Consider the following 13,618-nt stretch of genomic DNA (forward strand, 5'->3'; position numbering starts at 1 on the left):
CCGTGCGGAGTGGTGGTGGCAGGAGTGCTCACGCAGCCTCCGCATCGGGGACGCCGAGTTCGGTCAGGAACGACTTGGCCCAGTGGCCCACGTCGTGGCTGCGCAGGTGGCGTTGCATTATCCGCATCCGGCGTCGGGCCTCGGGTTTCTCGACGTGCACGGCGCGCAGCAGCGCGTCCTTGACCGCGTCGGGGTCGTGCGGGTTGCACAGGAACGCCTGGCGCAGCTCGGTGGCGGCGCCGGCGAACTCACTGAGCACGAGCGCGCCGCCCTGGTCGGCGCGCGATGCGACGTACTCCTTGGCCACCAGATTCATTCCGTCTCGCAGCGGGGTCACCATCATCACGTCGGCCGCGACGTACATCGCGGCCAGTTCGGAGCGACTGTACGACTGATGCAGATAATGCACCGCCGGCACGCCGACCCGTCCGAATTCGCCATTAATCCGGCCAACCTCGCGTTCCACCTTGACCCGAAGTGCCTGGTAGTGCTCCACGCGTTCGCGGCTCGGGGTGGCGACCTGCACCATAACCGCGTCCGGAACTGTCAACTTTCCGTCAGCGAGGAGTTCGCGGAAGGCCTTCAGGCGGAGCTCGATGCCCTTCGTGTAGTCGAGCCGGTCGACGCCCAGGATGATCGTCTTCGGGTTGCCCAGCTCCTCGCGGATCTGCTTGGCGCGGGCCTGGATCGCCGGGTCCTCGGCCAGCCGCTCCATCTCCCGGGTGTCGATCGAGATGGGGAACGCGCCGGCCTTCACCTGCCGGCCGTCGACCTGGATCATCTGCCCCTCGTAGCGCAGGCCGAGCAGGTGCCGGGCCAGCCGTACGAAGTTCTGCGCCGCCAGCCGCTGCTGGAAGCCGACCAGGTCCGCGCCGAGCAGGCCGCGCAGGATCTCGGTGCGGAACGGCATCTGCATGAACAGCTCGATCGGCGGGAACGGGATGTGCAGGAAGAACCCGATCCGCAGGTCCGGCCGCAGCTCGCGGAGCATCGACGGCACGAGCTGGAGCTGGTAGTCCTGCACCCAGACCGTGGCGCCCTCGGCCGCGACGTCCGCCGCGGCCTCCGCGAACCGGGCGTTGACCAGCCGGTACGCCTCGCGCCACCGCCGCTTGTAGGCCGGGGTCTCGACCGCGTCGTGGTAGAGCGGCCAGATCGTCGCGTTCGACTGCCCCTCGTAGTAGCGCTCCAGCTCCTCGGCGCTCAGTGGCACCGGGTGCAGCCGGATCCCCTCCAGGTCGAAGGGCTCGGGGGCGGCGCCGGTGCCGCCGGCCCAGCCGACCCACGTGCCCTGGTGCTCGGCGAGCACCGGGTGCAGCGCGGTCACCAGGCCGCCCGGGCTGCGTCGCCACTGCCGCCCTTCGGGTGTGCTCACCTCGTCGACCGGCAGTCGGTTCGCCACAACGACAAAGGAGCTACGGACGGTCACGATCGGCCACCTCCGGGTGCTGACGGGTCCACCGCGATGAGCGTACTGAGCGTAGCTGCGGCGTCTGGTGCCCCGTGCCTGAGTTCCCTACCCGTCCCAGAAGGGCCGAATCCTCGTCGTGATCTTGTCGACAGTCGCGGCGCCGCGTACTCCGGGGGCGGGGTGATGTGGGCGGAGCGGGCCGTACCTGTCAGGATTGACGATGGCGTGCGCGCGGCCGGCCCGGCCGGCGGCGGCGGGCGGACCTCGAAGCCCGCGCCCGCGCCCGCAGCTCGCGATCGCAACCGACGGAGGTAGCCCGCACCGTGGCCCAGTTCATCTACGTCCTGGAAAAGGCGCGCAAGGCGCACGGCGACAAGGTCGTGCTCGACAACGTGACGCTGAACTTCCTGCCGGGGGCCAAGATCGGTGTGGTCGGTCCGAACGGCGCCGGTAAGTCCAGCCTCCTCAAGATCATGGCAGGTTGGGACCAGCCGAGCAACGGCGAGGCCCGGCTCATGCCCGGCTACACCGTCGGCATGCTGGCCCAGGAGCCGCCGCTCAACGACGCCAAGACCGTCCTCGGCAACATCGAGGAGGCGGTCGCCGAGACCAAGGCCAAGCTGGAGCGGTTCAACAAGATCGCCGAGCAGATGGCGACCGACTACTCCGACGAGCTGATGGAGGAGATGGGCAAGCTCCAGGAGGAGCTGGACCACGCCGACGCGTGGGACATCGACTCGAAGCTCGAGCTGGCCATGGACGCGCTGCGCTGCCCCGCGCCGGACGCCGACGTAACGCAGCTCTCCGGCGGTGAGCGCCGCCGGGTGGCGCTGTGCAAGCTGCTGCTGGAGGCGCCGGACCTGCTGCTGCTCGACGAGCCCACCAACCACCTGGACGCGGAGAGCGTGCAGTGGCTGGAGCAGCACCTGGCCAAGTACGCGGGCACCGTCATGGCGATCACCCACGACCGGTACTTCCTCGACAACGTGGCCGGCTGGATCCTGGAGCTGGACCGGGGCCGGGCCATCGGCTACGAGGGCAACTACTCCACCTACCTGGAGAAGAAGGCCGCCCGGCTGGCCGTCGAGGGTCGCCGCGACGCCAAGATGAAGAAGCGCCTCGACGAGGAGCTCGAGTGGGTCCGCTCCAACGCCAAGGCCCGGCAGACCAAGTCCAAGGCGCGCCTCGACCGGTACGAGGAGATGGCCACCGCGGCGGAGCAGACCCGCAAGCTGGACTTCGAGGAGATCCAGATCCCGCCGGGCCCGCGCCTGGGTAGCACCGTGATCGAGGCCAGCAACCTCGTCAAGGCGTTCGGCGAACGGGTGCTGATCGACAACCTGTCGTTCTCGCTGCCGCGCAACGGCATCGTCGGCGTGATCGGGCCGAACGGCGTCGGCAAGACCACCCTCTTCAAGACCATCGTGGGCCTGGAGGAGCCGACCGCCGGCACGGTGAAGGTCGGCGACACCGTCTCGCTGTCGTACGTCGACCAGAGCCGGGCCGGCCTGGCGGGGGACAAGACGGTCTGGGAGACCGTCTCGGACGGGCTGGACCACCTCCTCGTGGGCAAGGTCGAGATGCCGTCCCGGGCGTACATCGCCGCGTTCGGCTTCAAGGGGCCGGACCAGCAGAAGCCGACCAAGGTGCTCTCCGGCGGCGAGCGGAACCGGCTCAACCTGGCGCTGACCCTCAAGATCGGCGGCAACGTCATCCTGCTCGACGAGCCGACCAACGACCTCGACGTCGAGACGCTCGGCAGCCTGGAGAACGCGCTGCTGGAGTTCCCCGGCTGCGCCGTGGTCATCTCCCACGACCGGATGTTCCTCGACCGGGTCGCCACGCACATCCTGGCCTGGGAGGGCGACGACCAGAACCCGGCCCGGTGGTTCTGGTTCGAGGGCAACTTCGAGGCGTACGAGAAGAACAAGATCGACCGCCTCGGCGCCGAGGCCGCCCGGCCGCACCGCGTGACGTACCGCAAGCTCACCCGTGACTGACAAGTTCGTCTACGACTGCACGCTGCGCTGGTCCGACCTGGACGCGTACGGCCACGTCAACAACTCGCGCTTCCTCACGCTCTACGAGGAGGCGCGGGTGGCCATGATGTTCGCCGGCGGCCGGGCGTGGGGAGTGGGCTCGTTCGCCGACGGGGTGGTCATCCGCCGGCACGAGGTCGACTACCTGCGCCCGGTCGACTACGCGCTGGGCCGGTCCACCGCGGAGGCGGCCCCGACGGTCCGGATCGAGCTCTGGGTGGAGGAGATCAAGGCCGGCTCGTTCACGGTCGCGTACGAGCTCTACGACCGGGACGTGCTGGCCAGCCGGGCCCGCTCGGTGCTGGTCCCGTTCGACCTGGCCGCGCAGCGGCCGCGCCGGATCTCCGCCGACGAGCGGGCCTTCCTGCTCCGGTACGCGCCCGGGCTGCCGGTGAGCGCGAGGAGTGAGCCGGGTTTGCGAGCCCCGCAGTCGCGAACGAAGGGCGGCTCCGGTGAGCGCGAGGAGTGAGCCGGGTTTGCGAGCCCCGCAGTCGCGAACGAAGGGCGGCCCGGCATGACCGCGCCGGCCACCGGCCACGGGCTGGACGGGGTGGCCGACGCGGGCGCCTTCCTGGCCCGCCTCGTCCGGCTGGACCCGGCCATCCTGGTCCGGCTCCGGCCGGTGCCGGGGGCCGGGCGTACGGCCCTCTGGGCGCGGCTGCCGTGGGACGTGCTCGTGGTGCGCACCGTCGCCGGCACGACGCCGGGCGACGCCACGGTCGCGGCGGCCGAGTTGCTGGCGGAGCTGTCGGCCGGCGGCGACGCGCTGCCCCGGCGCCGGGACGACGGGTGGCGCTGGCCGCTGCCGCCGGCGGCCAGCCGGGCCGTGGAGGCGCTGCCCGCGGCCGAGGTCCAGCGGATCGCCGCCGCGGCGGCCGGGACGCTGCGCGAGGCGTCCACCCACGGTGTGGCCGGTCGGGCGGTGGGCCAGCGGGCCCTGCGAGACGCGCTGCTCGACCACGTCGCGGTGGTGGTGACCCCGGACGACGCGCCGGACGCCCCGGTGGAGGTGCCGCAGCGGCTGGTGCAGGGGCTGGTCCGGATGGGCTTCCTCGGCGCCGGCGACGTTCAGGTGCGGGTCGCCGGCCGTTGGGTCGGGCTCGTCGGACCGTACGGAGCTGCCTGGTCGCGGAAGGTCGCAGAGCTCGCCGTGACGCCCAACAGGGGTCATCCGAACGGATGACCCCTGTTCGTTCTTCCGGTTTGGGGCAGCCGTTGGGGGGATGCCTCATCCCGGCTGTCCGGGTACCGTCCATCCTCGGATCCAACGCACCGTAGGCGACTGGATCCGCTGGGGAGTGAGGTGCGCGAGCGATGCCGTGGTGGTCATGGCGCCCCGGTCCCGCCAGTGGCGGCGATCCGGAAACTCGAAGCGGGATCACAGTGGATGACACCGTCCGGGTCGGACCACCGACCCCCCGTCAGCCGGCGGACGACGCGACGGCCGCCGAGCGGCCCGTGATCGCCGACATGCCGGCAACCGTCGCACCGGTCACCCTCGGCCGGGTCTGTGACGCGCTCGACCTGCTCGACGTGCGCTACCTGGCCGACGGCGACGGCAACCTGCTGGCCATGTGGGAACGGCACGCCGTGCTGGTCACCCTGGAGGGCCCCGAGGACGAGATCCTGGTCATGCGGGCCCGGCCGCACGCGACGGTCCCGCCGGACTGGGCGGACCGCGCCTACCGGGTGGTCAACGAGTGGAACCACACCCGGCGGTTCTGCAAGGCGTACATCGGCGACCCGACCGAGCGCGGCCAGCTGCCCATCTACGCCGAGCTCCAGGTCCCGCTGGGGGCGGGCACCCACGACGCGCTGCTGGTCGAGATGCTTGACTGCGGCGCGGCCGTGGCCACCACCTTCGTCGACTGGCTGCACGACGAGGGCGCCCTGCTCTGACCGCGCCGGCACAGCCGGCCGGTCAGCCCTCGGCCGCCGGGTCCTCCATCACGTTCACCATGAAGTACGCGGCCCGCTCCAGGTAGTCCCAGAGCGCGGCGGCGAGCTGCGGCGGCAGGTCCAGCCGGTCCACCGCCCGGCGCATGTGGAGCAGCCAGGCGTCCCGCTCGACCGCGCCGATCCGGAACGTGGCGTGCCGCATCCGCAGCCGCGGGTGACCGCGCTGCTCCGAGTAGGTGTGCGGGCCGCCCCAGTACTGCATGAGGAAGAGGGTCAGCCGGTCCGCCGCGGGGCCCAGGTCCTCCTCCGGGTACATCGGCCGCAGCAGCGGGTCGGTGGCGACGCCGGCGTAGAACTCGTCCACCAGCTTGCGGAAGGCGGGTTCGCCGCCGATCGCCTCGAAGAGGGTCATCGACTCGCCAGGGGAAGTCACGTCACCCATCCTGCCAGGTGCCGCCCGGGGGCGGCTCCCGCCCACCGCCGGAGCGGGACTCAGGTCACCGCGTGCCGGCGCCGGCTGCGCTCGCCGGCCCGGTCGGCCACCGCCGTCGCCCGGGCCGGGGTGTGCGTGCCGCGCCCCGCCATGGCGGCCGTCGCGGCGGACTCCGCGCGGGCGACCTCGACGGCCGCCTCGATCGTGTCGGGGCGCGGCCAGGTGAGCACCGCGAGGAGCATCAGCAGCACGCCGGCGGCGCTCCACAGCCCGACCACCGAGGGGATGGTGAACCGTTCGGCGAGGGCGCCCGTGGCGAGCACGGCGGCGCCCTGGATGATCTGGGTCCCGCTGGCCATCACGCCGAACGCGCGGGCCCGGTAGCCGTCCGGCAGCGCCTGGACGAAGAGGCCGTTGGCGACCGGGATGAGCCCGGCCACCGCGAAGCCGCACGCGGCCGCGAGGAGCGCCACCACGATCGGCGGCGGGTCGAGCAGCGCCGGGACGAGCACCGCCGGGGCGATCACCGCGAGCGGGCGCATCAGGGCCAGCCGGCGGGCCGGGGCGACGAGCCGCCCCACCATCAGGCCGCCGAGGATGTAGCCGACCGGGTTGGCGGCCATGATGACCGCCTGGGCCGTGCCGGTGTCCATGCCGTCCCCGCTCCGCTCGGCGGCCCAGGCCGCCGCGAGCCCCTCGGGGACGATCGAGAAGACCATCGCGCTGAAGACCAGCACGGCGATGGCGCGCAGCACCGGGCGGCCGAAGACGAGCCGGAACCCCTCGGCGGTCTCCCGCAGCAGGTGACTGCGGTGCGCCTCGGTCATGGCGGGCGGCCGGTTCCGCAGGCCGAAGCGGACCAGCGCGGCAGAGAGGCCGAAGGTGGCCGCGTTGATCAGCAGCGCGGCGGCCGGGTTGACCACGGCGATCGCCGCGCCGAGCAGGTAGCCGAGGACCTGGGCGGCCTGCCCGGTGCTCGCGGAGACCGACAGGCCGAGCACCAGCCGGTCGCCGGCCAGGATCTGCGGCATCAGCGCGGACCGGGCGGCCTGGCTCGGCGGGTTGGCCAGCGTGGTCGCGAAGACCAGGGCGAGGATCGCCCAGGACGGCATCCCGGGCAGGGCGACCAGCACCATGAGGGCCATCCGCACCAGGTCGCAGGCCACCATGACCTGCCGGTACCGGTAGCGCTCCGCGAGCGCGGAGAGCAGCGGACCGCCGACCAGCCAGGGCAGGTAGCTCGCCGCGAACGCGGCGGCCGAGAGCGCCACCGAGTCGGTCTGCCGGTAGACCAGGACGGTGACCGCGGCCTTCGCGACGTAGTCACCGATCCAGGACAGAGCGCTTGCCGCGAAGAGGACGCGGAACTCCGCGAGGCTGAACAGATCGCGGAAGCTGGCCGGGCCCTCCTGGGTGGGTCGCTCGTCGGACACCGTCGCCTCCATCGTTCCCGGATCGGCCACTCTTGATGGCCCGACCTGGGAACCGTCGTCAGATCTACGGATCAGCGAGGACACGAGCACGCTCCTTTGGGGAGCGTGTTCACCGGATTCTGCCCGATCGTCTGACAACTGGCTAGGGTGAACGGATTGATCGTCGCATCTCCGACTGAACGAACGGACGATACCCGAGGGGCCGCGCGGTGCGCGACCCCCGAAAATCGTCCCGCCGGTCCCGCCGACCGGAGACCGGCGTCAGGTGGCCCCGCCGGTGCCCGTCTCGCCCGGCGTCGCGGCGCGGGGCGGCAGCCCCGGGTAGAGCCGGCCGGCCGCGATCCGCGCGGTGATGCCCGAGTTCTCCAGCGCCTCGGCGAGCCGCCGGCGCAGCTCGCGGCCGACCGCGAACTGCCCGTCGGCGGTGGTCTTGACCACGGTACGGATCACCGCACCGTCGACCGTCATCTGCTCGACGCCGAGCACCTCCGGCTGCTCGACGATCTGCGGCGACAGCTCCGGGTCCAGGGCGACCGAGGCGGCCGCCGTACGCAGCACCGCGGTGGCCTCCTCGGTGCCGGCGAAACCGATCGGCAGGTCGACCACGACGAGGGCCCAGCCCTGGCTCTTGTTGCCGACCCGGACGATCTCGCCGTTGCGGATGTACCAGAGCACGCCCCGGCCGTCCCGGACCGTGGTGACCCGCAGGCCCACCGCCTCCACCACGCCGGTCGCCTCGCCCAGGTCGACCGTGTCGCCGACGCCGTACTGGTCCTCGATCAGCATGAACAGGCCGGCGATCAGGTCCTTGACCAGGCTCTGCGCGCCGAAGCCGAGGGCCACGCCGGCGATGCCGGCGCTGGCCAGCAGCGGCGCCAGGTCGAAGCTGAACTCCTTGAGCACCATGAGCAGCGCGATGCCGAAGATGAACGCCGTGACCATGCTGCGCAGCACCGAGCCGATGGCCTCGGCGCGCTGGCGCCGCCGCTCCGGCACGAACTGCTCCGGGTCGAGGGTGGCGCTGGGGATCCGCTCGCGCAGCGGGCGGAGCATGGTGGGCACGGCGCTCTCGGTGGTGGTCCGGACCAGCCGGTTGATGGTCCGGTGCAGCGCCCAGCGGGCGGCCACGGCGAGCAGCAGGATCAGCGCGATCCGCAGCGGCTTCAGGACGATCCAGTAGCTGCCCTCGGCGAACCAGGCCGAGCCGGTGATGTCGTAGACGTTCTTGCACCAGGTGTCGGTGCGGCAGTCCACGGACGGGGACGGGCTCGGCTCGACGGCGGACAACGCAGGGAGCAGCAGGTTGACGGGACTCACCCTGCTTTCGTACCGCAAGGTCGCTGGGCGCCCGCTGGCGACCCGCCCGCCTCCCGCGGATGGGGCGGCCAACCGATCATGCCGGGCGGAACCGGTCATCGTGGCACAGGCGGATACAGCTTCCCGAGGGTACCCCGGATTAGTGCGTGCAATCCGGGGCGCGATCAGGGACTATTGGCGCAACGGACGTCGGTGATCCGGCCGGCGTCGGTGTCGTTCCCCGCTGCCCGCGGGGTGCGCCCGGCGCCATGGTGGCCGGAGCGGCTGGACCGGGAGGGTGAGCGCGATGCCTGACATACGACCCACGGCGGGCTCCGGTGCGCTCGTTCTCAACGCCACCTATGAGCCCCTGTGCGTCGTGTCGGTGCGTCGCGCCGCGATCCTCGTGCTCTCCGCCAAAGCCGTCTGCGTGGCCGACGGCGAAGGCATCCTGCACAGCGCGCGCAACGCGCTCCCGGTCCCCTCGGTGGTCCGGCTGACCCGCTACGTCCGGGTTCCCTACCGCACCCACGTCGGGCTCTCCCGCCGGGCGATCTTCGCCCGGGACGGCTGGCGCTGCGCCTACTGCCGCGGCCCGGCGGAGACCATCGACCACGTCTTCCCGCGCAGCCGGGGCGGCCGGCACGCCTGGGAGAACGTGGTCGCCGCCTGCGCGCGCTGCAACCACACCAAGGGCGACAAGACGCCGGCCGAGCTGGGCTGGCGGCTGCACAACCTGCCGGCGGCCCCGAAGGGCACGGCCTGGCGGGTGCTCGGCCACCGCGCGCCCGACCCCCGCTGGGCCGACTGGCTCGACCTCCGCGAGCCGGAGACCGAGGCGGCCTGAGCGGCGCTTACCGCCGCGCCTTCACCAGCGAGGCGTAGACCACCAGGTTGTCCGCGTAGCCGGTCTCGCCCCCCACCCAGCGGCCGCCGCAGGTGATCAGCCGCAGGTTCGGGCGGCTGAAGTCGCCGTAGACCTCCCGCACCGGCAGCCGCTCCTTGCCGTACCGCTCGATCGAGGTCACCTCGAAGACGGCCACCGAGCGGTCCTGCCGGGTCACCTCGATCCGGTCGCCGTCGTCGAGGTCCTTGAGGTCGTGGAAGACGGCCGGCCCCGTGGTGGTGTCGACGTGCCCCACGATGACCGCCGGACCGTACTGGCCGGGGGTGGGGCCCTTGTCGTACCAGCCGGCCTCGCCGGCCCGGCCGAGGTCCGGCACCGCGATGCTGCCGTCCTGGGCGATGCCGACCCGGTGCACGGGCGCCCGGAGGTCGATCTTGCTGATCGTGAGGTCCGTCGGCGGGCTGCCGGACAGCACGGGGAACTTCTTCGGCGGCGGGCGCAGCCCGGCGGTGAGTTGTGCCGGCAGCACGCTGATGCCGGTCAGCTGTTCCACCCCGAGCATGGCCACGATGAGCGCCATGAGCGCCGCGACGACCAGCACCGGGACGCCGGGGCCGCGCTGGGCGGCGTACCGCCAGCGGCCGGCGGCGGGGGCGGGGCGCGGCGGCACCGGGCGGGCGTGCGGGTCGGCGGTGGTGACGCTGGCCGAGAAGGCGTGCCCGGCGGCGCGGGTGAACCGGCGCGAGACGCGGGACACCAGTCGCAGCCCGGCGCCGACCCGGGACCCGGCCCGGTGCCGGCCCCGGCGGGCGCGGCGCGGTTGGCGGGCCATGGCGGCACCCCCGTCAGAAGCGGCTACCGGTCTTGCGGCGGGCACCCACCCCGGCCACCACGGCGACCGCGACCAGTCCGCCGACCAGCAGCAGCGAACCGGCGCCCCGGCCGCCCGCGGTGCCCCCTCCACCGGTCGCCGGGCCCTTGCTCGGCTGGGCCATGTTCAGCACGGTGAGCATGGTGGAGGCGGCCTGGCCGTTGGAGCACTCCAGGTTCACCGGGTAGTCGCCGGGCGCCTTGTTGCCGGGGATGGTGACCGCCCCGGTCAGGAAGCCGTTGTCCGGCCGGAGCATCACCCGCCCGAAGGCGTCGGAGGTGACCTGGGCCTGCCGGTCGTTGTTGTTGTCGCAACTGGCCCGGATGCTCACCCGGGTGCCGGCCTGGGCGCTGTTGGGTGTGACCTCGACGAACACGTTCTCCCCGGCGCGCACCGGGGAGGCCGTGGCCAGGACGAACGCCGCGATCAGGCCGACCAAGCTCAGAACGCCCCGGAGTGCGCGGTGTGACAGGAGCCCTCGCATGATTCCCCCCTTCCGGTGCGGTGCACCGGAATCCTGCTGACGGGCAGCGCGGGCTGCATTCCCCCTGGTCCGGGGGCAAACCCGGGGCGGATCAGCGGCGCCGGCCGGCGGCGGACGGTCCGGCGGGCGGGAGCGGGGTGACCGGGTGCCAGTCCAGCGGCGTGGAGAGCACCATCGTGCTGGACGGCTGGCCGTACGGGGCGAGCCGGTCGATGACCCCCTCGAACTCGCCCATCGTGCCGGCGGCCACCTTGAGCATGCTGCACGCGTCGCCGGTGATCCGGTGGATCTCCATGATCTCCGGCCAGTCCGCCACCTCCGGGTCGTTGAGGATGCAGCGCGACCCGTAGCAGGACATTCGGATCAGCGCGAGCACGGTCCGGCCGGCCCGGGTCAGGTCCACGTGCGCGTGGTAGCCGGTGATCACCCCGGACTCCTCCAGCCGGCGCACCCGCTCGGCCACCGCGGGCGGGGAGAGGTGCACCCGGCGGGACAGCTCGCTGTAGGAGAGCCGAGCATCGGCCTGGAGTTCGCGCAGCAGGGCCCAGTCCATGTCGTCCACGCGGGGACCTTTCCTTCGTGAAGTGATGCGCCGGGCACGCCTTCGGCTCGACAGGTGATACCACGGTACCGCCGTTGAACAGGCATTCCATCTGCGGATCAACCGGCGGCATCATGTCGTCTACCCCGGCGTACGAAGGGAGATGACGGTGGAACAGACGACGGCGGTGCGGCCGGCGACCTCGCAGCAGCGGGCGGTCCGCGCGGCGCGCAACGGCGGCGAGCCGACCCTGGAGTTCGCCGACCGGGTGCCCTACGACGCCTACGTGCACGCCAGCACGCTGCACCAGCTCCAGCAGCCGCTCAGCGACGACCCGGGCGAGATGTCCTTCCTGATGGTCAGCCAGATCATGGAGCTGTACTTCAAGCTGACCTGCCACGAGCTGCGGCACGCCCAGCGCGAGCTGCGGGCCAACCGGGTCTGGGACGCGCTGCCCCCGCTGCGCCGGGCCGCCCTGCACCTGGAGGGGCTCAACGCCGCCTGGCAGGGGCTGCGTTGGATGACCCCGGCGGACTTCAACCGGTTCCGCGACCGGCTCGGCGAGGGCTCCGGCTTCCAGTCGGCCATGTACCGGCAGCTGGAGTTCCTGCTCGGCCTGCGCGACCCGGCGCTGATCCGCCCGTTCCGCCGGCAGGCCGAGGTGCACGCCGAGCTGACCGCCGCGCTGAGCACGCCGAGCCTCTGGGACGACGTGGTGGCGCTGCTCGCCCGGCGCGGCTTCGAGCTGCCCGCCGACCTGCTGGAGCGGGACGTGGCGACCGAGCACGAGTCGCACCCCGCCGTCGAGGCGGCCTGGGTGCGGATCTACGCCGACGGCGGCCCCGACAACCACCTTCGCCTGCTCGGCGACGCGCTGACCGAGGTGGCCGAAGGGTTCAGCGACTGGCGCTGGCACCACATCAAGGCGGTGCAGCGCTCGATGGGCGCCAAGGTCGGCAGCGGCGGCTCCGCCGGGCTGGCCTGGTTGCAGCGGAGCATGGCCCGGGTGGTATTCCCGGAGCTGTGGTCCGCCCGTACCGCGATGTGACCGGAGAGAGCAGCATGCACACCCCCGAAGAAGACGCCCGCGCCCGCGACGCCGCCGACCCCGGCCACCGGCACCTGTTCCTCGTTCCGCCGGCCGAGGGTGGGCGCCACCCCGAGGTGGCGTACCTGGCCGGCAACTCGCTGGGCCTGCAACCCCGGGCCACCCGCGAGGAACTCCTCGCCGACCTGGACGCCTGGCGGCGGCTGGGCGTGGAGGGGCACCTGGAGGCGGAGCGGCCCTGGCTGCCGTACCACGAACTGCTGACCGCGCCGGCCGCGCGACTGGTCGGCGCCCGCCCCGCGGAGACCGTGGTGATGAACTCCCTTACGGTCAACCTGCACCTGCTGATGGTGAGCTTCTACCGGCCGGCGGGGGAGCGGACCCGGATCGTCATCGAGGACAGCGCCTTCCCCTCGGACAGCTACGCCGTGCGCAGCCAGGCCCGCTTCCACGGCCTCGACCCGGACACCGCCGTCGTCCGGCTGAAGCCGCGCCCCGGCGAGGACACCCTGCGGACGCAGGACGTGCTCGACTTCCTGGCCGCCGAGGGGCACACCGTGGCGCTGCTGCTGCTCGGCGGGGTCAACTACCTGACCGGCGAGCTGATGGACATCCCGGCGATCACCGCCGCGGGGCGGGCCGCCGGCGCGGTGGTCGGCTGGGACCTGGCGCACGCGGCCGGCAACGTGCCGCTCTCGCTGCACGACTGGGACGTCGACTTCGCCGCCTGGTGCTCCTACAAGTACCTGAACTCCGGCCCCGGCGCGCTGGCCGGCGTCTTCGTCCACGAGCGCCACCTCGGCGACCCCGGCCTGCCCCGCTTCGAGGGCTGGTGGAGCACCGAGGCGGCCACCCGGTTCGAGATGACCCCGGTCTCCCGCCCGCCGGCCACCGTCGAGGCGTGGCAGATCTCCAACCCGCCGATCTTCGCGATGGGCCCGGTGCGCACCTCGCTGGAGCTGTTCGACGCGGTCGGCATGCCCGCGCTGCGCGAGCGCAGCCTCCGGCTCACCGGCTACCTGGAGCGGCTGCTCGACGAGGTGACCGCGGACCGGCCGCTGACCGTCATCACCCCGCGCGACGCGGAGCGCCGGGGCTGCCAGCTCTCGGTCCGGATCGGTGCGGGCAGCGCCAGCGAGCTGACCAAGCGGCTGCGGCACGAGCACGGCGTGATCGCCGACGCCCGGGAGCCGGACGTCGTCCGGTTCGCCCCGGTGCCGCTCTACTCGACGTACCACGACTGCTGGCGGGTTGCCGACGCGCTGGCCGCGACCGTGGAGGTGACCCGGTGAGCGCGAGGAGTGAGTCGGGTTTGC

General features: G+C 72.7%; 13 protein-coding genes and 1 pseudogene. 7 read left to right on the forward strand and 7 right to left on the reverse strand.

Going from position 1 to position 13,618, the window contains the following annotated elements:
* Nucleotides 1–28: 28 nt before the first annotated feature.
* On the reverse strand, nt 29–1,429 hold the full coding sequence (locus NLX85_RS14925) for a trehalose-6-phosphate synthase (protein ID WP_254335421.1): 1,401 nt from the start codon (nt 1,427–1,429) through the stop codon (nt 29–31).
* Between the two features lie 305 nt (nt 1,430–1,734).
* Between NLX85_RS14925 and ettA the strand changes: the two genes are divergently transcribed.
* From ettA to NLX85_RS14945, 4 genes and pseudogenes are all read left to right on the forward strand, one after another.
* Nucleotides 1,735–3,411: an energy-dependent translational throttle protein EttA gene (gene ettA, locus NLX85_RS14930; RefSeq protein ID WP_254335424.1), complete on the forward strand. Its 1,677-nt coding sequence runs from the start codon at nt 1,735–1,737 to the stop codon at nt 3,409–3,411.
* A pseudogene (locus NLX85_RS14935) lies at nt 3,404–3,829 on the forward strand (acyl-CoA thioesterase); the annotation flags it as partial. The gene ettA and the pseudogene NLX85_RS14935, both read left to right, overlap by 8 nt.
* A gap of 135 nt (nt 3,830–3,964) precedes the next feature.
* Nucleotides 3,965–4,633 carry a hypothetical protein gene (locus NLX85_RS14940; RefSeq protein ID WP_254335426.1) on the forward strand — a complete coding sequence of 223 codons (669 nt, stop codon included), beginning with the start codon at nt 3,965–3,967 and terminating at the stop codon, nt 4,631–4,633.
* Between the two features lie 131 nt (nt 4,634–4,764).
* Nucleotides 4,765–5,349, forward strand: coding sequence for a YbjN domain-containing protein (locus NLX85_RS14945; RefSeq protein WP_254335428.1), 585 nt, complete (start codon nt 4,765–4,767; stop codon nt 5,347–5,349).
* A gap of 22 nt (nt 5,350–5,371) precedes the next feature.
* On the opposite strand, the gene NLX85_RS14950 is transcribed toward NLX85_RS14945, so the two are convergent.
* The 3 genes from NLX85_RS14950 to NLX85_RS14960 all read right to left on the reverse strand — a co-directional run bounded on the left by NLX85_RS14950 (nt 5,372) and on the right by NLX85_RS14960 (nt 8,469).
* A complete protein-coding gene (locus tag NLX85_RS14950) occupies nt 5,372–5,791 on the reverse strand; it encodes a globin (protein WP_374628084.1) in 420 nt (139 codons plus the stop codon).
* A 50-nt stretch (nt 5,792–5,841) separates the two neighbouring features.
* Entirely contained in the window at nt 5,842–7,227 is a 1,386-nt protein-coding gene (locus NLX85_RS14955; protein ID WP_254335429.1) for an MFS transporter, read from the reverse strand.
* A gap of 249 nt (nt 7,228–7,476) precedes the next feature.
* Complete coding sequence (locus NLX85_RS14960) at nt 7,477–8,469, reverse strand: mechanosensitive ion channel family protein (RefSeq protein WP_374628091.1); 993 nt, start codon at nt 8,467–8,469, stop codon at nt 7,477–7,479.
* 349 nt (nt 8,470–8,818) lie between these two features.
* On the opposite strand from NLX85_RS14960, the gene NLX85_RS14965 reads away from it, so the two are divergent.
* Entirely contained in the window at nt 8,819–9,358 is a 540-nt protein-coding gene (locus NLX85_RS14965; RefSeq protein ID WP_091319047.1) for an HNH endonuclease, read from the forward strand.
* Between the two features lie 7 nt (nt 9,359–9,365).
* On the opposite strand, the gene NLX85_RS14970 is transcribed toward NLX85_RS14965, so the two are convergent.
* The 3 genes from NLX85_RS14970 to NLX85_RS14980 form a co-directional block, all read right to left on the reverse strand.
* Nucleotides 9,366–10,190, reverse strand: a complete 825-nt coding sequence (locus tag NLX85_RS14970; RefSeq protein WP_254335433.1) for a class F sortase — start codon at nt 10,188–10,190, stop codon at nt 9,366–9,368.
* A 13-nt stretch (nt 10,191–10,203) separates the two neighbouring features.
* Nucleotides 10,204–10,713, reverse strand: coding sequence for a hypothetical protein (locus tag NLX85_RS14975; protein ID WP_254335437.1), 510 nt, complete (start codon nt 10,711–10,713; stop codon nt 10,204–10,206).
* 91 nt (nt 10,714–10,804) lie between these two features.
* On the reverse strand, nt 10,805–11,275 hold the full coding sequence (locus tag NLX85_RS14980; RefSeq protein WP_254335438.1) for an Lrp/AsnC family transcriptional regulator: 471 nt from the start codon (nt 11,273–11,275) through the stop codon (nt 10,805–10,807).
* Between the two features lie 142 nt (nt 11,276–11,417).
* Between NLX85_RS14980 and NLX85_RS14985 the strand changes: the two genes are divergently transcribed.
* Together NLX85_RS14985 and kynU are read left to right on the forward strand one after the other, a co-directional pair.
* Nucleotides 11,418–12,302, forward strand: a complete 885-nt coding sequence (locus NLX85_RS14985) for a tryptophan 2,3-dioxygenase (RefSeq protein ID WP_254335439.1) — start codon at nt 11,418–11,420, stop codon at nt 12,300–12,302.
* Between the two features lie 14 nt (nt 12,303–12,316).
* The gene (gene kynU / locus NLX85_RS14990; RefSeq protein ID WP_254335441.1) at nt 12,317–13,594 is read left to right on the forward strand and encodes a kynureninase; all 1,278 of its coding nucleotides are present in this window, start codon (nt 12,317–12,319) and stop codon (nt 13,592–13,594) included.
* Nucleotides 13,595–13,618: the final 24 nt, after the last annotated feature.

It is taken from the genome of Micromonospora sp. A3M-1-15 (assembly GCF_024213425.1).
GTDB lineage: Bacteria > Actinomycetota > Actinomycetes > Mycobacteriales > Micromonosporaceae > Micromonospora > Micromonospora chersina.